At 69.5% G+C, this 26,167-nt stretch carries 23 protein-coding genes; 14 read left to right on the top strand and 9 right to left on the bottom strand.

Annotation, left to right across the window (positions count from 1 at the left end):
• The first annotated feature begins 179 nt into the window (after window positions 1-179).
• From OG430_RS03800 to OG430_RS03780, 5 genes are all read left to right on the top strand, one after another.
• Entirely contained in the window at window positions 180-3,230 is a 3,051-nt protein-coding gene (locus OG430_RS03800) for a CARDB domain-containing protein (RefSeq protein ID WP_327350949.1), read from the top strand.
• Window positions 3,231-3,466: 236 nt separating this feature from the next.
• Window positions 3,467-4,798, top strand: coding sequence for an ABC transporter substrate-binding protein (locus OG430_RS03795; protein WP_327350948.1), 1,332 nt, complete (start codon window positions 3,467-3,469; stop codon window positions 4,796-4,798).
• Window positions 4,799-4,879: 81 nt separating this feature from the next.
• Window positions 4,880-5,833 carry a carbohydrate ABC transporter permease gene (locus tag OG430_RS03790; RefSeq protein WP_327350947.1) on the top strand — a complete coding sequence of 318 codons (954 nt, stop codon included), beginning with the start codon at window positions 4,880-4,882 and terminating at the stop codon, window positions 5,831-5,833.
• A 5-nt stretch (window positions 5,834-5,838) separates the two neighbouring features.
• A complete protein-coding gene (locus tag OG430_RS03785; RefSeq protein WP_327350946.1) occupies window positions 5,839-6,813 on the top strand; it encodes a carbohydrate ABC transporter permease in 975 nt (324 codons plus the stop codon).
• 125 nt (window positions 6,814-6,938) lie between these two features.
• Window positions 6,939-8,543 (top strand): glycoside hydrolase family 13 protein, encoded by a 1,605-nt coding sequence (locus OG430_RS03780; RefSeq protein ID WP_327350945.1) that lies wholly within the window; start codon window positions 6,939-6,941, stop codon window positions 8,541-8,543.
• Window positions 8,544-8,644: 101 nt separating this feature from the next.
• Here the strand turns inward: OG430_RS03780 and OG430_RS03775 are convergent, their stop codons facing one another.
• Window positions 8,645-9,655 carry a LacI family DNA-binding transcriptional regulator gene (locus OG430_RS03775; protein WP_327350944.1) on the bottom strand — a complete coding sequence of 337 codons (1,011 nt, stop codon included), beginning with the start codon at window positions 9,653-9,655 and terminating at the stop codon, window positions 8,645-8,647.
• A 227-nt stretch (window positions 9,656-9,882) separates the two neighbouring features.
• Between OG430_RS03775 and OG430_RS03770 the strand changes: the two genes are divergently transcribed.
• On the top strand, window positions 9,883-10,725 hold the full coding sequence (locus tag OG430_RS03770; RefSeq protein ID WP_327350943.1) for a DUF1206 domain-containing protein: 843 nt from the start codon (window positions 9,883-9,885) through the stop codon (window positions 10,723-10,725).
• Between the two features lie 78 nt (window positions 10,726-10,803).
• On the opposite strand, the gene OG430_RS03765 is transcribed toward OG430_RS03770, so the two are convergent.
• On the bottom strand, window positions 10,804-11,388 hold the full coding sequence (locus tag OG430_RS03765) for a TetR/AcrR family transcriptional regulator (RefSeq protein WP_327350942.1): 585 nt from the start codon (window positions 11,386-11,388) through the stop codon (window positions 10,804-10,806).
• 105 nt (window positions 11,389-11,493) lie between these two features.
• On the opposite strand from OG430_RS03765, the gene OG430_RS03760 reads away from it, so the two are divergent.
• Window positions 11,494-12,423 carry an NmrA/HSCARG family protein gene (locus OG430_RS03760; protein WP_327350941.1) on the top strand — a complete coding sequence of 310 codons (930 nt, stop codon included), beginning with the start codon at window positions 11,494-11,496 and terminating at the stop codon, window positions 12,421-12,423.
• Between the two features lie 23 nt (window positions 12,424-12,446).
• Here OG430_RS03760 and OG430_RS03755 read toward each other — a convergent pair whose 3' ends face one another.
• Window positions 12,447-14,453, bottom strand: a complete 2,007-nt coding sequence (locus OG430_RS03755; RefSeq protein WP_327350940.1) for a SpoIIE family protein phosphatase — start codon at window positions 14,451-14,453, stop codon at window positions 12,447-12,449.
• Window positions 14,454-14,652: 199 nt separating this feature from the next.
• On the bottom strand, window positions 14,653-15,432 hold the full coding sequence (locus tag OG430_RS03750) for a hypothetical protein (RefSeq protein WP_327350939.1): 780 nt from the start codon (window positions 15,430-15,432) through the stop codon (window positions 14,653-14,655).
• A gap of 69 nt (window positions 15,433-15,501) precedes the next feature.
• Here OG430_RS03750 and OG430_RS03745 point away from each other — a divergent pair, with 69 nt between their 5' ends.
• Together OG430_RS03745 and OG430_RS03740 are read left to right on the top strand one after the other, a co-directional pair.
• Entirely contained in the window at window positions 15,502-16,485 is a 984-nt protein-coding gene (locus OG430_RS03745) for a BtrH N-terminal domain-containing protein (RefSeq protein ID WP_327350938.1), read from the top strand.
• A gap of 65 nt (window positions 16,486-16,550) precedes the next feature.
• Window positions 16,551-17,426, top strand: a complete 876-nt coding sequence (locus OG430_RS03740) for a DUF3626 domain-containing protein (protein ID WP_327350937.1) — start codon at window positions 16,551-16,553, stop codon at window positions 17,424-17,426.
• Between the two features lie 47 nt (window positions 17,427-17,473).
• Here the strand turns inward: OG430_RS03740 and OG430_RS03735 are convergent, their stop codons facing one another.
• Window positions 17,474-17,833: a helix-turn-helix domain-containing protein gene (locus tag OG430_RS03735; protein ID WP_327350936.1), complete on the bottom strand. Its 360-nt coding sequence runs from the start codon at window positions 17,831-17,833 to the stop codon at window positions 17,474-17,476.
• Window positions 17,834-17,942: 109 nt separating this feature from the next.
• On the opposite strand from OG430_RS03735, the gene OG430_RS03730 reads away from it, so the two are divergent.
• The 3 genes from OG430_RS03730 (at window position 17,943) to OG430_RS03720 (ending at window position 20,549) form a co-directional block, all read left to right on the top strand.
• A complete protein-coding gene (locus OG430_RS03730; RefSeq protein WP_327350935.1) occupies window positions 17,943-18,587 on the top strand; it encodes an ANTAR domain-containing protein in 645 nt (214 codons plus the stop codon).
• Window positions 18,588-18,645: 58 nt separating this feature from the next.
• Window positions 18,646-19,215, top strand: coding sequence for a hypothetical protein (locus OG430_RS03725; protein ID WP_327350934.1), 570 nt, complete (start codon window positions 18,646-18,648; stop codon window positions 19,213-19,215).
• A 62-nt stretch (window positions 19,216-19,277) separates the two neighbouring features.
• Window positions 19,278-20,549 (top strand): threonine synthase, encoded by a 1,272-nt coding sequence (locus tag OG430_RS03720; protein ID WP_327350933.1) that lies wholly within the window; start codon window positions 19,278-19,280, stop codon window positions 20,547-20,549.
• Between the two features lie 21 nt (window positions 20,550-20,570).
• Here the strand turns inward: OG430_RS03720 and OG430_RS03715 are convergent, their stop codons facing one another.
• Window positions 20,571-20,879, bottom strand: coding sequence for an antibiotic biosynthesis monooxygenase (locus OG430_RS03715; RefSeq protein ID WP_327350932.1), 309 nt, complete (start codon window positions 20,877-20,879; stop codon window positions 20,571-20,573).
• A gap of 20 nt (window positions 20,880-20,899) precedes the next feature.
• Complete coding sequence (locus OG430_RS03710; RefSeq protein ID WP_327350931.1) at window positions 20,900-21,223, bottom strand: cupin domain-containing protein; 324 nt, start codon at window positions 21,221-21,223, stop codon at window positions 20,900-20,902.
• Between the two features lie 70 nt (window positions 21,224-21,293).
• On the opposite strand from OG430_RS03710, the gene OG430_RS03705 reads away from it, so the two are divergent.
• A complete protein-coding gene (locus OG430_RS03705) occupies window positions 21,294-22,322 on the top strand; it encodes a helix-turn-helix domain-containing protein (RefSeq protein ID WP_327350930.1) in 1,029 nt (342 codons plus the stop codon).
• 108 nt (window positions 22,323-22,430) lie between these two features.
• A complete protein-coding gene (locus OG430_RS03700; RefSeq protein WP_327350929.1) occupies window positions 22,431-23,237 on the top strand; it encodes a hypothetical protein in 807 nt (268 codons plus the stop codon).
• Between the two features lie 32 nt (window positions 23,238-23,269).
• Here OG430_RS03700 and OG430_RS03695 read toward each other — a convergent pair whose 3' ends face one another.
• Window positions 23,270-24,781, bottom strand: a complete 1,512-nt coding sequence (locus tag OG430_RS03695; protein WP_327350928.1) for an alpha/beta hydrolase — start codon at window positions 24,779-24,781, stop codon at window positions 23,270-23,272.
• A 139-nt stretch (window positions 24,782-24,920) separates the two neighbouring features.
• Window positions 24,921-26,114 carry a hypothetical protein gene (locus OG430_RS03690; RefSeq protein ID WP_327350927.1) on the bottom strand — a complete coding sequence of 398 codons (1,194 nt, stop codon included), beginning with the start codon at window positions 26,112-26,114 and terminating at the stop codon, window positions 24,921-24,923.
• Between the last annotated feature and the right edge of the window lie 53 nt (window positions 26,115-26,167).

Here is a 26,167-nt window from a genome sequence, read left to right as displayed (position 1 = left end):
GCGCGGGAACCCTGTGGTGCCGCTGTAGCAAAACATCGAGAGTGCTGCGCAAATCTCCTACGCAGCTTCCGCAAAGCAGTGGCGATCAGATCGCGCAATCAGGGCCGCTCTCGCCGTGCCGATGCGCTGACCAGGCACCTCGACGACGCGAACGCGCCCCAGGGACAGAGGACGATGCCATGAGATGGAAACAACGAAGCCGACGGCCGCACACCACGAGTCGCAGACAATCCGCGAAGCGGTTCGCCACCGTGGGCCGGTTCCGCCGCACCCGGGGCCGGATCGCCGTGCTGCTCGGGGCCGGGCTGATCACCGTCGGGCTGCTGCCCGGCACCGCGGGTGCGGCAGCCGCCCCGCGGCCCGCGGCGGAGCCCACGAATCTCGCGGTCAACAAACCGATCGAGGCGTCCTCGTCGACGCAGAACTACTACGCCACGAACGCCAACGACAACAGCACCAGCACCTACTGGGAGTCGAGCGGTCATCCCTCGACGCTGACCGTGAAGCTGGACGCGAACGCCGACCTCGCATCGGTCGTCGTCAAGCTCAATCCCGACCAGGCCTGGTCGACCCGGACGCAGAGCATCGAGGTGCTCGGGCGTGAGCAGTCCGCCCAGGGCTTCAGCTCGCTCAAGGCGCGGGCCGACTACACCTTCAACCCGTCGGGGAACCAGAACTCCGTGACCATCCCGGTCACCGGCCGCTACGCCGACGTACAGCTGAAGATCTTCAGCAACAGCTCCGGATACGGCGGCCAGGTCGCCGAGTTGCAGGTCATGGGCACCCCCGCACCCAACCCGGACCTGACCGTCTCGAACCTCACCTGGAGCCCCGAGCAGCCCTCGGAGAGCGACGAGATCGCGGTCAACGCCACGGTCCGCAACACCGGGAACGCGGCCGCGGCCGCGACCACGGTGAACGTCAGCCTCGGCGGCACGGTCGCGGGCAGCGCCGCGGTGCCCGCGCTGGCGGCGGGCGAGTCGAAGACCGTCAAGGTCGACATCGGCAAGCGGCCCCAGGGCAGTTACACCGTTTCGGCAGTCGTCGACCCGAGCGACACGGTCGACGAGCAGAACGACGACAACAACAGCCTGACCGCAGAGGCGAAACTGACGGTCGGCCAGAGCCCGGGCCCCGACCTGGAGGTCACCGGCATCACCTCGAACCCGGCGAACCCGGCCGTGGGCGCGAAGGTCACCTTCGCGGTGAAGGTCCACAACCGCGGCACCAGCGGCGTCAGCGCAGGCTCGGTGACCCGCCTCACGGTGGGCGACGCCACGCTGAACGGAACGGCTCCGGCGATCGCGGCGGACGCGACGGCCACCGTGGACATCGGCGGCAGCTGGACCGCGACCAGCGGCGGCGCCACCCTCACCGCGACCGCCGACGCGACGAACACGGTCGCCGAGACCAACGAGAACAACAACGTCTTCGCGCGCTCCGTGGTGGTCGGGCGCGGTGCGGCCGTGCCGTACGTCGAGTACGAGGCCGAGGACGCCAAGTACGAGGGCACGCTCCTCGAGACGGACGCCAAGCGCACCTTCGGCCACACCAATTTCGCCACTGAGTCCTCGGGCCGCAAGTCGGTTCGCCTCAACTCGACCGGCCAGTACGTCGAGTTCACCTCCACCAGCGCGAGCAACTCGATCGTCGTACGCAACTCCATCCCCGACGCCCCGAGCGGCGGCGGCCAGTCGAAGACCCTCAGCCTCTACGCGGACGGCAAGTTCGTGCAGAAGCTGACCCTGTCCTCCAAGCACAGCTGGCTGTACGGCAACACCGACCAGCCCGAGGGCCTGACCAACACGCCGGGCGGCGACGCACGGCGGCTCTTCGACGAGTCGCACGCGCTGTTGGAGCAGACCTATCCGCAGGGCACCAAGTTCCGCCTGCAGCGCGACGCCGGTGACGACGCCACGTACTACATCGTCGACCTGATCGACCTGGAGCAGGTGGCGCCGGCCGCGAGCAAGCCCGCCGGGTGCACCTCGATCACCGAGTACGGGGCGATCCCCAACGACGGGATCGACGACACGAACGCGATCCAGAAGGCCGTGACCGCCGACCAGAAGGGCGAGATCGACTGCGTGTGGATCCCGGCCGGACAGTGGCGCCAGGAGCAGAAGATCCTCACCGACGACCCGCTGAACCGCGGAGACTACAACCAGGTCGGCATCCGGGACGTGACGATCCGCGGCGCGGGCATGTGGCACTCCCAGCTCTACACGCTGACCCCGCCGCACGAGGCCGGCGGCATCAACCACCCGCACGAGGGCAACTTCGGCTTCGACATCGACGACAACACCAAGATCTCCGACATCGCCATCTTCGGTTCGGGCGCCATCCGCGGCGGCGACGGGAACGCCGAGGGCGGCGTCGGTCTCAACGGCCGCTTCGGCAAGAACACGAAGGTCGACAACGTCTGGATCGAGCACGCCAACGTGGGTGTCTGGGTCGGACGCGACTACAGCAACATCCCGGAGCTGTGGGGTCCGGCCGACGGCCTGGAATTCAGCGGCATGCGCATCCGCAACACCTACGCGGACGGCGTGAACTTCACCAACGGCTCGCGCAACTCCACGGTGTTCAACTCGTCGTTCCGCAACACCGGTGACGACGCGCTGGCGGTCTGGGCCAGCAAGTACGTCAAGGACACCTCGGTCGACATCGGCCACGACAACGCCTTCCGCAACAACACCGTGCAGCTGCCGTGGCGGGCCAACGGCATCGCGGTGTACGGCGGGTACGGCAACAAGATCGAGAACAACCTCGTGTACGACACCATGAACTACCCCGGCATCATGCTGGCGACGGACCACGACCCGATTCCGTTCACCGGCCAGACGTTGGTCGCGAACAACGGCCTCTACCGCACGGGCGGGGCGTTCTGGAACGAGGACCAGGAGTTCGGCGCCATCACGCTGTTCGCACAGGGTCCGGACATCCCCGGCGTCACGATCCGCGACACCGATATCCACGACTCGACGTACGACGGCATCCAGTTCAAGACCGGTGGCGGCGCCATGCCGGACGTGAAGATCTCCGGCGTGACGATCTCCAAGTCCAACAACGGCTCCGGAGTCCTCGCGATGGGCGGTGCCCGCGGCAGCGCCACGCTGTGCAACGTGACGATCAGCGATTCGCGGGACGGGAACATCCTGGTCGAGCCCGGCTCGCAGTTCACCGTCAAGGAGGGCTGTGCAGGTGCCTCGGGCCGTATACGCAAATGATTGACAGGTATTGAGTGCAAGCGGAGTCGCAGCGCACCGCCCCCAGGGCGGTGCGCTGCGACTCCGCAGCATGTCAGCGCGCGCCAGTCCGAGCCTGCCGTCGACAACGGTGAAGGTCTCGTGACGGAGTCGTAATCTTGCAAATATGAATCAGAATCTTGCGCGGTTCTGTAGCCCGTCCTATGGTTGCGCAGCAATCAGGGCAGTGCTTGGGCGTCACCTCAAGAGGAGCCGTAATGAAGCCCCGTTACCTCGCGATCCTTGTCACCACAGGACTCGCCATCAGCGCCACAGCCTGCGGCGGAGACTCCGACTCCAATGCCGGGGGAGGCGTTTCGATCACCGTGGCGTGTCAGCCGGCGAAGACCGCGGCGAAGCAGCGCAAGGCGTGGGACGACGACGTCGCCGCGTTCGAGAAGGCGCATCCGGGCGTCACGGTCAAGAGCACGGACCAGCAGCCATGCTTCGACCCCAAGACCTTCGCCGCGAAGCTGGCCGGCGGGCAGATGGAGACGGTCTTCATGGTGCCCGTCACGAACTACTCCGACGTGATCGCCAAGAGGCAGGCGAAGGACATCACCAGTGACACCAAGCTGGTGAAGAACTTCGGGGACATCAAGCAGGACGTCCGGGACATGGTCACCAAGGACGGCAAGGTCTACGGCGTTCCCAACGTCAGCTACAGCGTCGGTCTGGTCTACAACCGCAAGCTGTTCACCGAGGCCGGCCTCAACCCCGAAGCCCCGCCGAAGACTTGGGACGAGGTCCAGGCCGCGGCGAAGAAGATCGCGGACCTCGGCGACGGCTACGTCGGGTACGGCGAGTACGGCGGCGGCAACGTCGGCGGCTGGCACTTCGCGCAGTCCATATTCAGCCGGGGCGGCGAGATGGCCGTCGACGGCAAGGCCGCCTTCAACAGCGCCGAGGGCAAGGCCGTCCTGCAGAACCTGCACGACATGCGCTGGGAGGACAAGAGCGTCGGCAGCAAGGTGCTGATCGGCTGGGAGGCGCTGATGCAGCAGATGGCCGCCGGCAAGACGGGCATGATGCTCGGCGCGCCGGACGTCGTCACCGACGTGGTCCAGAAGTTCCAGGGGAAGGTCGACGACTTCGGCATCACCGGCATCCCGGAGGGCAAGGCGTCGCTGACCGGCGGCGAGGCTTACATGATCAACCCCAAGGCGAGCGCGGCCGAGACGAAGGCCGGTCTGCAGTGGATCGACTTCCAGTTCAACACGCCCGGCAAGGGCCGCTTCGACTTCGCCCGGGGCAAGGCCAACGGCGAGGCCGTGGGCGTCCCCAACAACGACTACATGGGTGACTCCCCGACCGGCCAGTCCATCGCGAAGGAGCGCATGGCCAACGCCAGCCTCCCGACCGAGTACTACCAGCCCTACGTCGCAGCTTCGGGCGCGGTCACTCCCAAGCTGGAGCCGGCCAAGGCCCAGGAGCTCTACGCGGTCCTCGACGTGGCCATGTCCGCGGTCCTGACCCGGGAGAACGCCGACATCGACAAGCTGCTCAAGGACGCCGAGTCCAAGGCGAACGGGATTCTGGCCCGCGGCTGACGGCGACACAGCCGGGGGTGCCGTTCAGGGGGCGGCACCCCCCGTCGCAGCCGGAACCGGAGTCGGGGACTGGAGAACACAATGGAAACACTCACCGTGGAACCGAAGCAGCCGCCCGCGACGCGGCGCAGGGCGTCATCGCGGCGCCGGGCACCGTCACGGCGGCAGCGGGCGGTGCGGAACAACCTGACCGCGTACGGATTCCTGTGCGCCGCGCTGTTCTGCTTCGCGATGTTCGCGTGGTGGCCGATCGTCAAGGAAGTCATTCTCAGCTTCCAGCAGACCAACCTCGTCGACGACCCGACCTGGGTGGGCCTGGACAACTTCCGTACGGTGGTGGACGATCCCGCGTTCGGCCAGGCCTGGCGCAACACGCTGGCCTTCACCTTGCTGGCGCTGGTCTGCGGGTACCTGGTGCCCTTCGCGGTCGCGGTCGTCCTCAACGAGCTGCGGCACGCCCGCGCGTATCTCCGCTTCGTGGTCTACCTGCCCGTGATGCTCCCGCCGATCGTGTCGGTCCTGCTGTTCCGCTGGTTCTACGATCCCGGGCCGGGACTGTTCAACCAGGTCCTCGACTTCATCGGACTGCCGCCGCTGGCCTGGCTGGACTCCACCGACACCGCGCTGATCTCGCTGGTGATCGTCTCCACCTGGATGAACCTGGGATCCGGAGTGCTGATCTATCTCGCGGCGCTGCAGAACATCCCCGGTGATCTGTACGAGGCCGCGGAGCTCGACGGCGCCGGGATCTTCAAGCGGATCTGGCACGTCACGATCCCGCAGACCCGGCTGATCCTGCTGCTGATGTTGATGCTGCAGATCGTCGCCACGATGCAGGTGTTCATCGAGCCGTACATGCTCACGGGCGGCGGGCCGGAGAACGCGACGGTCACCGTCGCCTACCTGATGTACCAGTACGCCTTCGTCTACGGCGGCAACTACGGGGCGGGCAGCGCGCTCGGCCTGATGCTCATGATCGTCCTTCTGGCCGTCGCCGCGGTACAGCTCCGGCTGACCCGTGACGAGAAGAGGTAGGCACCATGCTCAACACAACCGTCCGGCCCGAGGCGCCGGAAGCGGTCAAGGCGGCGCCGCCGCAGCGCAAGAGAGGCAAGAGGCGCCGGGGGGCGTGGGCCGACGGTCATGCCAGGACCATCGTCTCCCCGCTGGAGCTGAAGTCCCGCTGGGGCCGGAAGATCTACTGGGCGCTGCTCGCCGGCATCCTCGTCGTGTTCACCCTGGTGTTCGTGTTCCCCCTGTACTGGATGGTCACCGGCGCGATGAAGACGGGCGAGGAACTCGCCCAGATGCCGCCCACCCTGTTCCCCGAGTCGCCCGACTTCTCCGTGTTCACCGATGCCTGGGAACTCTTCGACATCGGGCTGCTGCTCAAGAACACGCTGTTCTACGCCGTCGGAGCCTGGCTCTTCGCGCTCGCGGTGGACGTCTCCGCCGCCTATGCGCTGTCCAAGCTCCGGCCCCTGTTCGGCAACGCCATCCTGGCCGGCATGCTGGCCACGCTGATGATCCCGCCGATCGTCGTGATGATCCCGGCGTACATCACGGTGACCGACGTACCGATCTTCGGCTGGCAGCTGCTCAACTCGCCCTGGGCCATCTGGTTCCCGGTGGCCGCCAACGGCTTCAACATCTTCCTGCTGAAGCGCTTCTTCGACTCGATCCCGGACGAACTCCTTGAGGCCGCCGAGATCGACGGCGTACCCCCGTGGCGCGTCCTGTGGTCGATCATCCTGCCCATCTCCCGGCCGATCCTCGGCGTGGTGTCCATCTTCACCGTCGTCATGGTCTTCAAGGACTTCGTCTGGCCGCTGCTCGTCCTGCCCGACAGCGAGAAGATGACGATCAGCGTGGGCCTGTCGCAGACCGCGGGAGCGGTGACGCAGAACCAGATCATGGCGGGGCTCGTCATCGCGAGCGTCCCGATGATCATCGTGTTCTTCCTCTTCCAGCGCAGCATCATGGCGGGCCTCACCGCCGGCAGCCTCAAGGGCTGAAGCCGGCGCGCGCCGCGCCGGTCCCGAACCACGCCCCTCACCGCAAGCACCCCGCCGCCGGCCGTTCTTTCCATGTCCCCGCGTCGGCCGGCGGCGGGGTCCCACCTGCCCGAAAGGACCGTCCCGTGGCAGCTCTCCACTCATCCCGCACCGACAACTGGTGGCGCGACGCCGTCATCTACCAGGTGTATCCACGCAGCTTCGCGGACGGGGACGGCGACGGCACCGGGGACCTCGCGGGCGTCCGTGCCCATCTGCCGTACCTCGCCGAACTCGGCGTCGACGCCGTGTGGTTCACCCCCTGGTACCTCTCCCCGCTCGTGGACGGCGGCTACGACGTGGCCGACTACCGCACCATCGACCCGGCCTTCGGCACCCTCGACGAAGCCGAGAAGCTGATCTCGGAGGCCGCCGACCTCGGCATCCGGGTCATCGTGGACATCGTCCCGAACCACGTCTCCGACCAGCACGCCTGGTTCCGTGCCGCGCTGGAGGCGGGCCCCGGCAGCCGCGAGCGCGAGCTGTTCCACTTCCGGCCCGGCCGTGGCGAGAACGGTGAACTCCCGCCGAACGACTGGCCGTCGCAGTTCGCCGGAACCACCTGGACACAGGTCCCCGACGGCGAGTGGTACCTGCACCTGTTCACCCCGGAACAGCCCGACCTCAACTGGTCGCACCCCGACGTCCGCAGGGAACACGAGGAGATACTCCGCTTCTGGTTCGACCGCGGCGTCGCCGGCGTCCGCATCGACTCCGCGGCGCTGCCCGCCAAGCATCCGGACCTGCCCGACTTCGTGGAGGGTGTCGACCCGCACCCGTACATCGACCAGGACGAGCTCCACGACATCTACCGGTCCTGGCGCGCGATCGCCGACGAGTACAAGGCCGTGTTCGTCGGCGAGGTCTGGCTCCCCGACGCCGAGCGCTTCGCCCGCTATCTGCGGCCCGACGAGCTGCACACCGCGTTCAACTTCAACTTCCTCACCTGCCCCTGGGAAGCCGACCGGCTGCGCCGCACCATCGACGACACCCTCGCCGAGCACGCGCCCGTCGCGGCCCCGGCCACCTGGGTGCTCTGCAACCACGACGTGACCCGTACGACCACGCGCTACGGCCGTACGGACACCGGATTCGACTTCGCGACGAAGACGTACAACACCCCCAGCGACCTGGCCCTGGGCACCCGGCGCGCCCGCGCCGCCGCCCTGCTCACGCTGGCCCTGCCCGGCTCGGTCTACGTCTATCAGGGCGAGGAACTGGGCCTTCCCGAGGCGGACATACCGCTCGACCGCATCGAAGACCCCATGCACTACCGCTCGGGGGGCACCGATCCCGGCCGCGACGGCTGCCGGGTGCCGATGCCGTGGGATGGCGACGCACCGCACTGCGGCTTCGGCGCCGGCGCCGAACCGTGGTTGCCGCAGCCCGCAGACTGGGCGCACTACGCCGTCGACCGCCAGGGCGCCGACCCGGAGTCGATGCTCGCCCTCTACCGCGAGGCGCTGCGGCTGCGCCGGATCGAGCCCGGTTTCGGCGACGGCCCGATGACCTGGCTGCCGGCCGCGGACGGGGTGCTTGCCCTCGCCCGGGCCGACGGTCTGGTCTGCGCGGTCAACCTCTCCGACGGGCCTGCCGAGTTGCCGTCGCACGAGCGACTGATCTTCGCGAGCGGGCCGCTCGACGCGGCGGGAAGACTGCCGAGTGACACGGCGGTGTGGCTGCGGACCTGAACCGCCGCCTCAACCATCGGCGCGAGCCCCGTTTCCCGCTCCACGAAGGAGCGGGGAACGGGGCTCCATGTCTCGTCGGCGCCCTGCGATCCGTGCGGGAGTCAGGCGACCGGCAACTGCGCGGTCGACCCGCGCACGACGAGCTCGGGCTCGAAGAGCAGCTCGCCGGGATGGGCCTGGCCCCCCTGGATCTGGGCGCACAGCAGATCCACGGCCGCGCGGCCCATCGCCTCGATCGGCTGGCGCACCGTGGTCAGCGGCGGCTCGGTGCACGTCATGAAGGCGGAGTCGTCGTACCCGACGACGGACAGCTCGGAGGGTACGGAGAGCCCCCGGCGCCGGGCTGCCCGGACGGCCCCCAGGGCAAGCGGGTCGCTCGCGCAGACGATGCCGGTGACCCCGCGCTCCAACAGGCGCGTGGTGGCGGCCTGGCCGCCCTCCAGCGAGAAGATCGAGCGCTCGACGAACTTGTCGTCCAGCTTCATGCCCGCGGCCTTCGCCACCACGCGGGCCGCTTCCAGCTTGCGACGCGACGGCACATGGTCGGCGGGGCCGAGGACCAGGCCGATCCGCTCGTGCCCGAGCGAGGCGAGGTGACGCCAAGCCTGCTCGACGGCGACGGCGTCGTCGCAGGCGACGCAGGGGAATTCGATGCCCTTGATGGACGCGTTGATGAGGACCACGGGGATGTTGCGGTCCGCAAGGCGGCGGTAGTGGTCGTGCGGTGCGTCGGCCTCCGCGAAGAGGCCACCGGCGAAGACGACGCCGGAGACCTGCTGCTGGAGCAGGAGCTCCACGTAGTCCGCTTCGGAGATGCCGTTCTTGGTCTGTGTGCACAGGACCGGCGTGAGCCCCTGCTGGGCGAGCGCGCCACCGATGACCTCGGCGAACGCGGGGAAGATCGGGTTCTGCAACTCCGGTAGGACCAGGCCGACCAGGCGCGCGCGCTCCCCTCGAAGCTGCGTCGGCCGCTCGTATCCGAGGACGTCCAGCGCCGTCAGCACGGACTGTCGTGTCGCTTCGGAGACACCGGGCTTGCCATTGAGGACACGGCTGACCGTCGCCTCGCTGACCCCCACCTTCTTGGCAACTTGAGCAAGTCGTCGCGTCATGCGCGCAAGGCTAGCGCAAATCCTGCAAGAAGATTGCGGCTGGGAGATCGTTACCTCTTGAATCGGCCATGAGGCTTCGCCTGTGGCGCAAGGCGGGTCAGCGCCGCCGCCCACCCGGGTATCGCTGTTTTACCTGGGATCTTCAGGAAACTGCCCCAGAATGTGGAGTTATTGCGGAATGCGACGGGAGGCGTATTGCTTGCCTTCTCGGGGGCATCCGGTACGGCATGGCTACTGGATGGCGCAGGGCGCGCGGACGCGGGCGGGCCCGGAGCGTAGCGAACAGCGACGCGGTCGCGGCGGGTGCCCGTGCGGGTTTCGTCGCACGGGGAGTCGTCTACGTACTGATCGGCGTACTCGCCCTGCGGATCGCCTTCTTCGCCGGCGGCGGCGAACAGGCGGACCGGGGCGGTGCGATCGCGGCAATAGCCGACAAGCCTTTCGGGACGGCCCTGCTGTGGCTGCTGGGAACAGCTCTGGCCGGCATGGCGCTGTGGCGGCTCACCCAGGCGGCCTTCGGGCAGGAGGGACCGGACGGCGGGAAGGCGGGCAAGCGGGCGATGGCCGCGGCCCGTTGCGTCTTCTACGCATTCGTCGCGTACTCCGTGCTGGCGTACGCGGCCGGGGACAAGGAAAGCGGCAGCGGAAGCTCGGACAAGAGCTCGCGGGACGTCACGGCCAAGGCGCTGAACTGGCCCCACGGACAGTGGATCGTCGGGATTGCCGGTGCCGCCCTGGTGGTGGCCGGTGTGTGGCTCGCGGTCCGGGCGCTCCTGCGCAAGTTCCGCAAGCACCTGAAGATGTCGGAGATGTCGAAGAAGACCCGCCAAGTCGTCGACTTCCTCGGGATCTTCGGTGGCACGGCCCGGGGCGTCGTCTTCGCTGTCGCGGGCGCCTTCGCCGTCGCGGCGGCCGTCCAGCAGGAGCCCGGCAAGGCCAAGGGGCTGGACGACACACTGCGCTCCTTCACTGAAACTCCCGCAGGGCCCTGGCTGTTGTCGCTGGTGGCGCTCGGTCTGGCGGCCTTCGGCGTCTTCTCCTGGGCGAGCGCGCGCTGGCGCAAGGTCTGACGGAAGGTGCGCAGGGTCTGACGGAGGGCGTTGACCCGCGCGCCCGGCTGTCCGCCGTCGCGGCGAGGGCTCGGCTCGCTAGGAGGTGTGGCGGCGCAGGCCGTTCATGAGGAGGGAGAGCAACTGATCGGCCTGTCGCCCCGGTTCGCCGTCCTGCTCGGTGGCGAACGCGATCGCGTTCACGAGCTTGAGCACCTGGCCCGTGGTCACGCCGTCATCGATCTCGCCGGCGGCCTGGGCGCGCTGCAACAACGCGGCAGCCGCTCCGTCGACCAGTTCGCCGCAGCGGGAGGGCGCGCCGCCCGGTTCTGCGCGCAACGCGGCCGTGAGCGTGGCGGTGAGGCCTCGCGAGCTGCTTCCGTGACGTACCAGCTCGCGAAGCCAGAGCTCCAGGCCCTGGCCGGGGGAGCCTGCGGACAGCAGTTCCTGTGCGCGCGTGTGCAGTGCCTCGATCCGCTCCTGATGGACGGCCTCCAACAGTGCGCGGCGCGTGGGGAAGCGTCGGTAGAGCGTCGCGTTGCCGACTCCGGCGCGGCGGGCCACCTCGTCCATGGGTGCGTCGGGCCCTTGCTCGGCGATCACCTCGCGGGCGGCGCCGAGGAGCAGTTCCAGGTTCCGGCGTGCGTCCGCCCGCAGGGGGCGGTCCCTCGGCGTCGGGGGCATCGGACGACCTCGCTTGCTAAGTGGGGAGACTCCCCGTATGTTACCGGACGCGTAACTGGGGACTCTCCCCAATTAGTGCGTGGCATGCCGAGAGGGAGGGCCGGGATGGACAAGGACGTGTTGGTGACGGGGGCGACCGGAGCGCAGGGAGGAGCTGTCGTACGTCATCTGCTCGCCGCGGGATGGCAGGTCCGCGCGCTCGTACGGGATCCCGGAACGCGGGCGGCGCACGCCCTGGAGCGGGCCGGAGCCCGAACGGTCACCGGGGACATGGGCGACCGCGCCTCGCTCGACGCCGCGACCCGCGGTGCGTACGGGGTGTTCAGCGTGCAGCCGACCGCCGGATACCCCGGCACGCCGTCCGACTTCGCCACCGAGGACGAGATCCGACTGGGCCTCAACGTCGCCGATTGTGCCGCGGAGGCCGGCGTAAGACACCTCGTCTACAGCTCGGTCGGTGGTGCGGACCGCGCCACCGGCGTGCGGCGTTGGGAGAGCAAGTGGCACATCGAGCGGCACATCGCGCAGCGCGCGCTGCCCGCGACCGTCCTGCGGCCGGTCCGGTTCATGGAGAACCACACCGACCCACGGCTCGGCGTACGCAACGGAGTGCTGGCCGACGTCTTCCGACCGGAGACTCCCGTGCAACTCGTCGCGGTGGACGACATCGGCGCATTCGCCGCGCTCGCGTTCGCCGATCCCGACCGCTACGTCGGCCGGGCGCTGGAACTGGCGGGCGACGAGCTGACCATGCCCGACATCGTTGCCGCGCTCGGCCGCAGGGCCGGCCGACTCCTCACCTACCGCGCCGTTTCCCGCGAGGCGCTGGTCGGCGGCGACCCCGACGGACTTGCCGGCTACGACTTCGGCAACGACCGGGGCGGCTGGCGCGCCGACATCCCGATGCTGCGCCGCCTGTACCCCGGGCTGACGGACCTGGACGCCTGGCTGGGCAAGCAGGACACGGCGAGCCTCACCGCGCTCTCCGGTCCGTGGCCGGGGCAGCCGGACGCCCACGCCCAAGACCTCAAGTGACGCAGCCGGCCCGGGCGTTCACCTCAGACTTCGTCCGGATCGGCCGTCCCGCCGGGAACGCCCGTGCGGAAGGCGATCATGGCGGCGTCGTCACGATCGTCGGACAGGTCCTGCAGGAGACAGAGGAGCTCCGGGAGCGGCTCGTGGCGATGGTGGGCGGCCGTCCTGGCGAGCTCGCGCTGGCCGTCGCTGAGGGAGGCGCCGGGGGTTTCGATGAGTCCGTCGGTGTACAGCAGCAGCGTGTCGCCGGGCTGCAGCGTCCAGGTGTGCGTACTGCGCAGCAGCCGCGGAGCCACGCACAGGGGCGGATCCTCGCCGGTGCCGGTGAGGTAGCGGGGATCGCCGTCGTGCGGGATCAACAGGGGCGGCGGATGGCCCGCGTTGGACCAGGCCAGGAGCCAGGTGCCGGCCGGCTGCCGGGTCAAGTGCGCGTGTACGGCGGTGGTGAACGGCGTGATGCCCAGGCCGTCGGCGACTTCGTCGAGGCGTGAGAGCACCATTGCGGGTGCCGCCTTCGGTCCGCCGCGGTAGGCCAGGGCGCGCAGCATGCTGCGCATCTGCCCCATGGCGGTCGCGGCGGTGAGGTCGTGCCCGGCGACGTCGCCGACGTCCAGGACGAGGGTCTGATCCGGCAGCAGGAACGCGTCGTACCAGTCCCCGCCGATCTCGTCCGCGGAGCTTGCCGGTTGATAGGAGGCGGCCAGTTCGGCGCCGGGCACGTCGGGCGGTCGGGTGAGGTGGGCCCGCTGCAGCCCGAGGGCCGTGCGGCGGGCGTGCTGAAGGTCAAGCACCTTGCGGATGGGTTGCTGCGCGTGGTGGAGGACGTCCCGCAGCAGCTCGATGTCGGCGGGCCCGGGCATCGGGGTGTCACCGTTGGTGCTGGTGGCGGCGTAACCGAGGACGACGTCGTCGACGGCGAGCGGAACGAGGGTCAGGCTCGTGGCGCCCGTCGCGGCCAGCCACCGTTCGGTGACCGCAGGAAGCAGATGGGGCGGGACGGGACCACCGGCGGGGAAGCGGAAGGTGCGGGGGATGCGTTTGTCGAGGATCTCGCGCAGGGCGGGAGCGACGAGGACGGACTGATTGCGCAGCGCAGGCGGCGCGGGGAGTCCCGGACGGGTCGCCGAAGCCACCCGCCGGGCGGTGACCCGGGCGTGTTCGGGCAGCGGCCAGGTGTCGTGGGACAGCAGCAGGATGAGGCAGGCGTCGGTGAGTTCGGGGACGACGACCTTGACGACTTCGGCGAACGCGTCGTTGAGGCCGGGGCCCGTCACTGCGGCCACCTGGGTGATCAGCCGCTCCCGCAGCCAGGCACGCCAGGTGTCCTCGACATCGAGATTGGCGGCCACCCACTCCTCCACCTGACCGTCGCGCACGACCGGCACGGCCCGGGTGTACAGGTGACGGTACGAACCGTCGGCGGTCCGCACGCGGAAGGTGTACTCGACGATGTCGGACGTCACTTGGGTGGTGGCGTCCTTCCACACCTGGGTGACTCTGGCCCCGTCCCGGGGGTGCACATGGGCGAGCCAGCTCTCGTCCGCGATCGGATGCCAGGGGACGCCGGTCAGCTCCTCCCAGCCGGGGACGAGTTCGTCCATGGTGCCGTCGCGGTGCATGACCCAGACCATCTGCGTGACTGCGGAGACCAGCGCCTCGTAGCGCTGCAGGGTGCATGTCTCCGCAGTGGTGTCCATCGTCACGACGAGTACGCCGGGCCCCTGCGCGGTGGTCACCGGGCTGCAGGAGTAGACGAAGTACCGGGCCTGCTCGGTGGCACCGGGATCGGGCTCGCGGGAGTCGGTCAGCTGACGTGCACGCCCGGTGGCCCGTACGTCGTCAAGGACGGTCAGGAATTCCTCGGCGTCAGCCTCGGGAAACGCCTTGCGGGCCGGTAGGCCGAGGGGCCGGGCACCGAGCATCCTGGCGAAGGCGGCATTGGTGTACAGCAGGCGGTGCTCCGGGCCGGCCAGCAGGGCGACCGCTGCCACGGTGTCGTCGAACAGCCTCGGATCGAGGCCCGGAGGCATGCTGCCATCTTCGTGATCCACATCGTGAGTGGACGACAGCCGTGGAGGTGACACAAGTGAACCGCGCAGACGGGCGATGGCCTGGGAGAAGGAGGTTTGGGGAGGCCCGGGCGGACACCGGCGGAGTGGTCGGCCACAACAGACGCCCCCGGCCGAGGAATACAGCCCGGCCGAGGGTGGGGAACTGCGCGACCTCGGATCAGCGGCTTTGCCCTCGCGGGGACGGCGCCCCGTTCCAGGACCACCCGGCGGGTGCTTCTTGGGCCTTGGGCTGCGGCTGGGGTGGTGTCTGCTCGGGAGGCTTCGGCGTCTGGAAGATGGTTTCGACGATCTGCTGCGCCAGATTGACCCCGAAGGACGTGAAGCACGCCGCGGCCAGCAGACTGAGCTGCGTGGTCAGTGCCGCGCTGCTGCCGAGGACCACGCCGTAGTCACCCTTGGTCCGCGCCTCGTGCATCTTGCGGACCTCCTTCTTGATGGCATCCACTGTCCCCGCCAGTACGGGGTTCGTGCCGCTTCGGGCGATCGACCCTCCCGGAGCGAACGCCAGCAGATTGTCGAGCGACTCGTCCACCTTGGCGAGCTTCGCCTCGGCCTCGTCGGGCTTCACCTTGCCGTCGAGAACCTCTCCGGCGAAGGTCGAGGTGTCCGCGTACGCGCCACCCAATTTGCCGAAGGTGCGGAAGCCTTCGCCCTGGTGTCTCATCTGCTGCTCCATCGCCGGGTCCGGAGGCGGCGGGTCCACCCGGGCAGAAGTGGCCGGCAAGGTGCTGCCGGCCGCAGCGGCCACCACTGGCACGGGTCCGGTCGCCGCGGCCGCGCCGGGCAGCGGAGCGAGCGCCAGCACGGCGCAGGCCGTCATCGCCGAACCGCCCAAGAATGATCTGCGCATACCCAACTCACTTCCGATGGAAAATATCTGGCAGATCATCACATTCCATAAAAGATCAACATTAATCAAGAAAGCCTCGCGACTCACTCCCCGAACGGCCTCCACCGTGAGGACGGCCCTGCGGGCGGAGGAGGGGGAGGGGGCAGGATGAGCGCCATGACCACGGTGAAAGGCATCGACGGGCGCGGCATGCAGCACTGCGAGACGACTGCTGTGGGCGTGCTGCTGCGGCACGAGGGCCTCGACTTGTCCGAGCCCATGCTGTTCGGGCTCGGCTCGGGGCTGTCCTTCATCTACTGGGACAGCAAAGCCATGGACTTTCCCTTCCTGGGCGGCCGGGTCAAGCCGTTCGAGCTCACCAGGAACCTGACCGCCGGACTCGGGCTCGAGCTGCGGGTCGAGGAGACCACCTCCCCGCGCAAGGCATGGCAGAACGTGGCGGCACCCATCGACGCCGGCCGGCCGGTCGGCCTTCAACTCGACAGCTACCACCTGGACTACTTCAGTACCAAGGTGCACTTCGCCGGGCACGTCGTGGCCATGTACGGCTACGACGAGAAGGACGCCTACCTGGTGGACACCGCCCCGCAGGGCGGCGCCGTCTCGACCGGCCTCGCCGCCCTGGCCAGGGCCAGGGCCGAGCGCGGCCCCATGAGCGCCAGGCACCGCTCCTTCACCATCACGGCGCCCGGCAACGTGATCTCACCGCAGGACCGGATCATTCCCGCGATCAAAGCCTGTGCCGACGCCTTCTTGAACCCACCCATCGCGAACCTGGGCCACCGGGGCATCGAGAAGACCGCCAGGCAAGTGCCGAAGTGGCTGCAGCGCAGCGGCAGTCCGCGCGAGCACCTGCCACGGGCCGCCGTCCTCATGGAGCGGGCCGGCACCGGCGGCGCCCTGTTCCGCAATCTCTACCGGGACTTCCTCGCCGAGTGCGCCGAGCTGATCGACAGCAGCCACCTGCGCACCGGCCACGGCCTGTACGCCGAGGCCGCCGCCCTCTGGACGCGGGTGGCCGCCCTCCTTGCGACAGCAGGTGAATCCGGTGACGAGAAGCACCTCATGCAGGCAGGGGCCGTCCTCCACGAGCTCGCGCGCATCGAACGCGAGGCGATGCAGGCACTCAGCATGCTGTGAGGGATGGTCCGCCCGGCGGGGAAATCCCCGTGCGCCGGTTGATCGGCTCGGGGAACACTGAGCGGATGAGCTCCGCAGCCTCCCGTACGCCGCAGGAACGAGCCCTGGTGCATGTCGCGGAGCTCGCGTCGGGCCCTGCCCTGGACCCTGCGCTGCGGGTGACACTCAACTTCCACCCGGACCGTCTGCTGCACGGCACGGCGATCCTGGAGTCCATGGCCGCGGACGGCGTATACCGCTCGCAGTTCGTCACGGGCACCAGCAACGGCGGACTGACCGCGCATCCCGGAGGCGATCGATGGGGCTGGGAGTGCCGGATCTTCGATGGGGCCTACGACGAAGCACCCGCTCATGAGCGGCCCGTCTACGGGGCGTTGAACTTCCGTCGCAGGCCGTTCGGCGGGGCGCCGCGGTTCGGCTCGGCCCATTTCCGGCTGGCTGTCGAGACACTGGCGCGGACCACGTTCTGCTACCCGGACAGTTTTCTGGAGCCCGCGGATTTCGGTGTCGCGGGCAGCATGGGACTGATCAAGCAGGCCCTGGCCGATGACACGGACGCCCTGGACGACTACATCGAGGCGCAGGTGCACGGACCGGTGCGACTGAGCGGCCAGGTGGAGGCGCTGGTCCTGGATCCCTGCTACCGAGGCACGGCGGTGGAGGCCGCGGCCCTGCGGTTGGGCTGCCCGGTGGAATGGCACCCCGGTTTCCGTCTCGCCGTCGAGGAACTTCGCCGCCATCCCGGCTACCGCGGCCAGGAGTACGTCGACTTGGGCGCGCGGATCGCGGCCGATGGCGTACTCGATCCCCGTATCGTCGGCGATGCTGCGCGTACCGGCCGCTACGACCCCCAGGCGGTCAAGAAGGTGTGGCACTGCCTCGCGAGATTCGGGACGACTTGGCAGGACGCCGGCGGCTCGGCCGTACCGGGCGGCGTGTAGCAGCCATGGAGAATTCCGCAGGGGCAGGCCCCGTCGGCGGGGAGTCCTCAGTGGTGGTCGTCGGCGGGCACGTCGTCGCGGACGGGCCAGTCGGTGCGATGAGCTTCGTCCTGTACGAGGAGAGCGAGGAGGGAGGCCACGGTGAGGCCGGCCTCGGCCTCGGCGGGATGGCGCAGTTCCATGCCCGGTTCGATCCGGTAGGCGTTGCTGCGCCCTTCGCGGGTGTGTGACAGGAAACCGCTCTCCTCCAGATCGAAAATGATCTTTTGGACCGCCCGCTCGGTGAGTCTGCAGTGCGCGGCGATGTCGCGGATCCGCACGTTCTGGTCGTCGGCGATGGCGGCAAGCACCCGTGCGTGGTTGGTGATGAACGTCCATCCTGTGTGCGGTTCCGGCACTCCACCCATGACCGCATCGTACGCTCGCTGATTCGTGTGTTAAAACACCCGAACCAAACTTCCTGTATCGCTTGACGGGTGTCTCGGGTGCGGCGACCCTAGCAGGGACGAACTGCCCATGCGCGCAGGGGAGATGGCCATGTCAGCGTTTCCACAGCCCACGGCTGGTCAGGACAGCTCTTGCGTCGAGCTGGCAGCCTCGACCGACGTGCACCAGCTGTCCGGGCTGACGCTCTTTCGGCGCGCCGATGGTGACCGGGTGGTCGTCAGCGTGGCCGGCGATCTGGACCTCGCCGCGAGTCACCAACTGCTGCACGCCCTGGGCTCTTTCCCTTCCGGTACTGAGACCGAGACCGGCATCGGCCTGGACCTCAACGGTGTCGAGTTCTGCAGCTGCTCTGCCGTCAACATCCTGCTGAGCGTCGGCGAACAGGTGCTTCACCAGCCCGCGACCGCGACGATCGATGACGCCAACCCCGCGGCAGTGGACCTCAGCGACCCGGACGCGGACCTGCGGATCGAACTCATGCAACTGCGGCGGGCCTTGCAGAGCCGCGGGACAATTGATGTCGCTCGCGGCATCCTCGTCGCCGCGTTCAGCATCAGCCCCGACGACGCCTGGCGCGTGCTGGTCGAGACGTCCCAGCACGCCAACATCAAACTGCACCGCGTCGCCGAACAGGTGCTGGACTCCACTTCCGGGACCCCGTTACCGGAAATCGTCCAGGAGCAGTTGTCCGCCGCAGTGGCCAAGTACACGTAACCGTGTACGCGTTGACGGCATGCCCGAACCGATTCCGTCCCGGCCGCGTCACCGTGACATGCAGCGACTGACACGAATACTGCCCGGCGCGGCCCTCGCGCTTGCCCTGTGCGGGTGCGGCGACCTCGGCGGTGGGCCGGGCGACGACCAGGGCACACGCACCACCTTCGTCGAACTGGGCCCGTACAACGGCCTGCCACTACCGTCCCCGTCGGGTCCGCCGAGCTCGTCCGGAACGCCGGCCACGAGTCCGTCCCCGACGGTGACCACGCCGTACATCCCGCCCTTCCGGCCCGGCACCGGCGACCTGCGGCCCACTCGGCTCGGCCCGCACGGGCACGCGGACCGGATGTACGCACACCTGGAAACGGCCCAGGTGAATCACCTGCCGCAGGCCCGCAAGACGCTGAGCGCGCAGCCGGCCAAGGGCGAGGTCGGCCTGGCCTTCGTCCTGTCCGGGTGTCAGAACACCGGGGCCCGGCTTCAAGTGGACGGCACGACCGTCTCGGCGTCGCTCACCGGCGCCGAGAACGTGGACTGCGACCAGGCGGAGTACTTCCTGGCGACCTTCACCATCGCGGCGAACGACCTGCCGGACGGCTGGACCCTGAGCCACCCCGCACGGTGACGGCTCGACGCCGGACGTGGCGCACACGTCGGCCGGGAACGCCGTTCCCTAAGCTCCGAGGCATGACGATGTCCGCATCCGCATCCCCCGCCGCATCCGTGTCCCTCGCCCGCGCCCAACGCTCCCTCGGCGACCCGGAGCAGCTCTATCCGCTGTGGCCGCCGCTGACCCGTGGCTGCCCGCGCACGAGCACCCGGCAGATGTCGTACCCGGTGGACGTGGACTACGACTACGCGCGCGTGCCGGACGGATTTCTGGTGGGTGCTACCGGAGCGGACACCGGCCGAGGCCTGGACCGGTGGGCGCCGCTGTTGCCCCCACTGCTCGTGCCGACGCTCGGTGAGGGCGGAACCCCGCTGATCGACATCGGCGACGGAGTCCTCGTCAAGGACGAGTCACGCAACCCGACCTGGAGTCACAAGGACCGTCTCAACCGCTGCACGGTCAGTGCCGCGGTGGGCGTCGACGCGCCCGGCATCGTGGTGGCGTCCTCGGGCAACCACGGCGCTTCCGCCGCGGCGTACGCGGCCCGCGCCGGGCTGCGCTGTGTGGTGCTTGCCTCGGCCGAACTGCCGCCCGCGGTCGGCTCGTTCCTCACCGCGTACGGGGCGGTGGTGCTTCCGGTGCCCGCCGAGGAGCGGTGGCCGCTGACCGAGAGGATCGTGGATCATTTCGGCTTCCACCCGGTCAGCAACCTGACGCCGTTCCACCCGGTCAGCAACCTGACGCCGTTCCACACCGGCAGCGCGTTCGGGCCGGAGGGTTACAAGACGGTTGCCTATGAGATCGCGGCCGAAGTGGGCGTGCCGGGCGCGGTGTTCGTGCCCACCGGATACGGCGAGCTGCTTTTCGGCATCGGCAAGGGCTTCGCCGAACTGCACCGGCTCGGGCTCATCGACCGCGTACCGCCGCTGTACAGCTGCGAGCCGGCCGAGGGCGGCCCGCTGGCGGCTGCCGTCCGCCTGGGAGTACCGGCCACCAGGGTGGCGGTGGGCAGGACGGATGCGTACGGCATCGACTGTCCGGTGAACAGCTACCGCGGCGTCTTGGCGCTCGAGCGCAGCGGGGGCCGGGCGCTCCTGGTCGATGACGCCGCACTGCGCCGCGCCCAGGCGGAACTGGCCGGCCAGGGCCTGTGGCTGGAGCTGTCGGCCGCTGCCGGCCTGGCCGGACTGCGCTCGCTCGCCGAGGAGGTGTCGGGCCCGGTGGTGTGTGTGGCGACCTCCAGCGGGTTCAAGGACGTCGGGGTGGGAGAGCACGCTCTGCATCCCGTCGACCCGTCGTGGGAGGCGGTGCGGGAGCGGTTGGTGGCGCAGGGTATCGAGGCGGTCTGAGTTGCGTCGAGGTGGGCCGAGTCAGCCCAGAGCCGCGCGCGTGAAGTGCCGCACCTGAAGTGGTGCGAGGAGGTATTCGTTCTCGCCCGGCAGGACCACGGGCTGGTGACGCCAGTGCTCGCCGGCGTAGCCGACCAGGTCTTCCTCGCTGCGCCAGCGACTCACGTACAGCAGTGAGTGGGGCGGCGCGAGCAGCACTTCGTGGTCAAGGAGCCCGGGATGGCGGGAGGGGAACTCGCGGACCGCGGAGACGATCCATTCGTGGAATGCCTCGAAGAGTTCAGGGCGTACGCGTGCCTCGCTCACCCTGGTGATCGGTGATTTCTGCATGATGGCCCGTCTCGTCGTGATCAGTGGGTGAGGATGCTGATGCCCAGCATGCGGGCGCCGGTCTCGGTGCGTGGGCGGTGCCGACTGCCCGGCGCGAACACGACGTAGCTGCCCGGACCGAGCCGCTGTCCCCGGTCGATGAACTCGCCCCGGATCACGTAGTAGCGCTCTTCGCCGTCGTGCAGGTCGTCCTCGGGCCATTCGGTCCCCGCGGCGAAGTCGTACATCCAGCCGCGGGCCCACGCGGTCGCTGGCAGCCGACGCCGGACGATCCCGGGAAAGACCTCCACGGCGTCGACCTCGTCAACGTGCAGGAACTGGACGTCACTTGGTGATTGCGTCATGACCCGATCCTCGCCCCGGAGATACGCACCGCCCAGTGTCTGGATCGACATCAAGGGATACTTTCTTGCCATGGGAGTGCACCGGGTGGCGGCATTGGTCGTGCAGCGGCAGTCCACGTTCGAATTGGCGTCCGCCGCCGAGGTCTTCGGCGTGCGGCGCCCCGGTCTGGTCAGCGGGTACGAGTTCGCCGTGTGCACCGAGCGTCCGGGCGCCGTGCCGACCCTGGCCGGCTACGACATGCTCGTCGGCGCGGACCTCACGGCCCTCGACGCGGCCGACACGGTGGTCGTCCCCGGCTGGCAGCACCGCGCGGGACCCGCCTCGCCCGCGGTGATCGACGCCGTGCGGCGGGCGCACCGCCGGGGCGCCCGGATCGTGGCGATCTGCTCGGGCGCCTTCCTCCTCGCCGAGGCCGGGTTGCTCGCGCACCGCAGGGCGACCACCCACTGGCGGCTAGCCGCCGAGCTCGCCGCACGCTTCCCCGACGTGGAGGTCGAACCCGACACCCTGTACGTCGACTTGGGCGACATCGCCACCAGCGCCGGCACCGCCGCCGGCATCGACCTGTGCCTGCACCTGGCCCGCGCCGACCACGGCGCCGCCTACGCCGCGCACGTCGCCCGGCACATGGTGATGCCCCCGCACCGTGAGGGCGGGCAGCTGCAATACAGCACCGGGACCCCCGCCGACCGGCAGGCCGAATCGCTGGCCCCCGTCCTCGACTGGGCCACCGAACGGCTGCACCAGCCCCTCACCCTCGAAGACCTCGCCGCGCGGGCCAGGGTCTCGCCGCGCACCCTCGCGCGCAGGTTCGCCGACCAGCTCGGTGTCAGCCCCGGCCGCTGGCTGCTCCAGCGGCGCGTCGCGGCCGCGCGGGCGCTCCTGGAGGAGACCGAACTGCCGGTGGAGACGGTCGCGGTACGGGTGGGGCTGTCCTCGGCCGCCAACCTGCGCAGGCGCTTCCACGCCCTGGTGCACACCACGCCTGCGGCCTACCGGCGGTCCTTCGGGGGCCATGGGTACGGCGCAGACGCGAGGTCCGGAACTTGGGACGAGGCCTTGACCGCCCCGCAGCCCGGAACCGCGAGCAGCCCGTAGTGCGTCAACTGATCCGCACTGGGGGAAGTCAAGTCCGTGCGATGCACGCCGGTGGCCGCGGCCACGATCTGCAAGACGACTGGTCAGTACGCGGAGGGGACAGACACGATGAGCCAGGACCAGCCCGAACCGTATTACGGGCAGCAACAGCCGCCGCCTCCGCCGGAGATGCCGCCGACACAGGGGTACGGGTACCCGCAGCAGGCACCGGCGGGTTACGGCCCGCCCCCGCCTCAGGCCCCTCCGCTGCCCTACGGCGCAGTGCCGCCGCAACCGGCGGGCGGGAGCCCGAGCAGCAAGAGGACCGGGGCCATCGTGGGCGCGGTGCTGGTGCTGGCGGCGATCGGCGGTGGTGTCTGGTACCTCACCTCGGACGACGGGTCCGGCCTCGCCGACGACGGTCCGCACAAGCTGACCGCTCCTGTCTCGCTGCTGGACGGTGATTTCAAGCGCAGCGGCAATGACGGCGAGCCCGACCCCGTCGAGGACTCCGGTTCCTCGAACCTGTTCTCCGGCGTGCTCTCGCCGGGCGCCCAAGTGATCAATCCCGACTACACATCCAGCTCCAAGGACCTCATTTTCGTCGGTGCGTACGGCGAGTCGAAGGACCCTGCGAAATCACTCGACACCTTCTTCGGGAACGTGAAGAAGGAAGTGGCGGATGAGGACGACGTCGAGCTGATCGGCGCCCCGGAGAACGTGTCACCCGCCAACCTGGACGGCGCTCTGATGAAGTGCCAGAAGGCGAAGGGCGCGCTCTCGGGAGACGAAGAGCTGAACTACATATGTGCCTGGGCCGACTACAGCACGGTCGCTCTGGTCATCGCGAACAAGGAATCGGGCACCTACTCCCTGGAAGAGGCCGCGAGGATCGCCGCAGACGTCCGCAAGGAGACACGGGCCGAGGGCCAGTAGCCACTACCGGCCCCGGCCCCAAGTCCGCGTCCTCAGCCCGCCGTCGCGCAATACACGTCCCGCCCCGGCCGCTTCCCCGTGACGAGGTAGCGCGTGACGGTCCGGTCGCCGCACTCGTTGCCGTTGTCCAGGTACGCGTCGTGTCCGGTCGAGTCGACGGTGACCATCCTGGCCCGCCCGCCCAGGGCCTTGCGGAGTTCGAGGGCGCCGGCCAGCGGGGTGGCGACATCGCGCGCGTTCTGCACGAGCAGCACATTGGACGGCCCCCGGTCGGTGATCCGCACCGGCGGCTCCTTGGGCGCGTACGGCCAGAAGGCACACGGCGTCACGCCCCTGGGCATTCCCGCGGTGAGCGGGAACCTGGCCCGGCTCTCGTCGACGCCCCTCTGGTAAGTGGCAGCGTCGGTCGGCCACTTGACGTCGTTGCAGACGACCGCGGTGCCCACCGTGGCGGCGTTCTGCATGAAGTCCTCGGGCGGGGCGGGCGGTGCGGGCGGCACCTTGCCCGCACGTGCGGCCAGGATCAGCTCGGCGAGGCCGTCGAAGCTCTCCCGGGGCGCGTACAGCGCGCTGAGCAACTCGTGGCGGAGCACATTGCCGTTCAGCTCCGCAGGGTTGGCGCCCGGCCACGGGATCGGCTTGCGGTCCAACTCCTGTGCGAGGTGCAGGAAGAGCGGCCGCACCTCGTCCTCGCGCTGTGCCAGGCGCAGCGGATTGCCGGGATCCGACGCCCACTTGGCGAAGGCCGGAAAGCTGTCCTCGACTCCGGCCTCGTGCGCGGCGATCCAACCGCGACCGACCTTCGTGGGGTCGGGGTTGTCGTTGCTGTCGAGCACGAGGCGGTCGACGCGATGCGGGAACAGCTGGTTGTAGACCGCGCCCGGGTACGTACCGTACGAAACACTCCACGCCGAGATCTTGCGCTCGCCGAGCGCGGCCCTGATGCGGTCGAGGTCGCGGGCCTCGTTGGCGGTGGTGAGGCTGCGCAGCAGCGCGCCTCCGTCGGCCTCGCCGCTGCGCTCGCAGGCCCGGGCCATCCGCCTTCCGGTGGCGACGCTCTCGTCGAGGGACCCGTCGGGCCCCGGCCAGGGCCTGAGCTTCATGGGGGAGAGGTCGCCGCGCGCGAACCCGCAGCTGACGGGCGTGGAGCGGCCGAGCCCGCGCGGGTCGAAGCCGATCAGGTCGTACGCGTCCCGAACCGACGCCGGCAGTTGCTTCGCCCTGTCGGTGGGCCCGTTGAGACCGGTGTTCCCGGGCCCGCCGGGGATGAGCAGCAGCGCGCCGCGGCGCGACTGAGGCTTCTCGCTGCGGATCCGCGAGATGGCGAGGGAGATCTGCCGGCCGTCCGGATCGGCGTAGTCCAGAGGCACTTGGACCGTGGCGCACTCCTGCCGCGGATCCGCGCCGCCACCCTCGCAGCGCTCCCAGGCGGGGCCGTCCGGTGCCCTGCCCTCAGGGGCGGCGCTCGCGGCGAGCGGAACGGTGAGGCTGAACACGGCGGCCGATGCGGCGACCAGGGCGGCTCTGCGCTTGATCTTCTTCATGCGCAGAGCCTCGCCGACCACACCCGCTCACCACATCCATCAACTGGTCATCCAACTGGTGGACTTGACCCCACCCGTTTCCCCTAGGGGTTCGGGGTTTCCGGAGCCTGCGTGGAGACGCACCGCGAGGGCGCCAGGGTCAAGGAGCCGCGGTGAGGCGGACGATGACGGGGCGGGCGGGGTCCGCACCCGCGCCGCTGCCCCTGACGGAGCCGACGCCCCAGGTCTGCCGGGTTCCCGGGACCGCGGCGTAGTCCTCGAGCTGGAGCTTCTGCCGGCACCCCTTCGCGCCGACCTTGCCCGGCCGGCCGGCGAGGCAGGGCGGCTGGGTGATGCGCAGCTCCTCGCCGGACGGAGTCAAATAGCGCTTGGGGCTGAGGAAGAAGGCCTTCGGGCCGTGTCCGGTCACGCAGCACGCCGGCTCGTCCTGCTTCGCCCACCGGGAGCCGTCCCAGCGCAGTTCGAGTGCCGCGGAGTACGCGTCGCTGTCGCCACCCTCGCTGAGTACGTCGCCGAAGGCCCGCACGTCGCGGGTCGACAGGGCGACGACATAGTTGAGTTCGGCGAAGTGCGGGTCGTCCTCGGGCCCCGGCGGCTCGGTGGGCAACGTCGCCTCCGTCCACTTCTTGCCGTCCCAGTGCATGGCCGCGGCTCCGGGAACGCTCTCACTCTCCGGGCCGGCACCCACGGCCCACAGATCCCGCCCCGATACGCCCGCCAGCGCGTACGCCCTGCCGGGCAGGCGGAAGTCGCGCCATTGCCGCCCGTCCCAGTGCCAGGCGGTGTCCGTACGGCTGACGACCCAGGCGTCTTCGGGGCCGAAGGCGGCGGCGCCGAACACGGCATCGGGGAAGTCCCGGGGGAGGTCCACGACCTGCCACGTCTTGCCGTCCCAGTGCGCGGCCAGGGGCGGGTGACTCCTCTCGGGGTTGGTGAGCACGCCTGCGAAGAGCCACACGTCACCCGGACCGGAGGCGTCGAGCCGGACGATGGGGAGCTCGTCGAGGCGGCGCAGCGCGGGCGGGAGGTCGTACGGGCGCCATGCCTTCCCGTCGTAGTGGAAGAGGAGCGTCCGTTGGTCGTCCACCCATCCGGTGACGGGACTCTTGCCCACCGCCCAGGCGTCGTCGGCGGAGGCGGCGGCGATGTCTTCGAAGGAGGCGTTGGTGTCCTTCCCGGTGTAGTCGTAGCGCCAGGCAGGGCCGTCGTGAAGGCCGTTGGCGCCGGTGGTGCGGGAGGGGCCCGGGTGCCCGCTTTCCGCACGGCCGCATCCGGTGAGTATCAGGAGGGCCGCGCAGAGGGCGGCAACGGCGACGTGGCGCAGCTTGGGCATGGGATTCCCTGTGAAGTCATGGTTCCGGCCGGGTGGAGGGCGGCCGGGTACAT

This window comes from Streptomyces sp. NBC_01304 (assembly GCF_035975855.1).
Lineage (GTDB): Bacteria > Actinomycetota > Actinomycetes > Streptomycetales > Streptomycetaceae > Streptomyces.
Note: the sequence above shows the minus strand (reverse complement) of the source record. Positions and strands in the feature narration are given on the sequence as shown.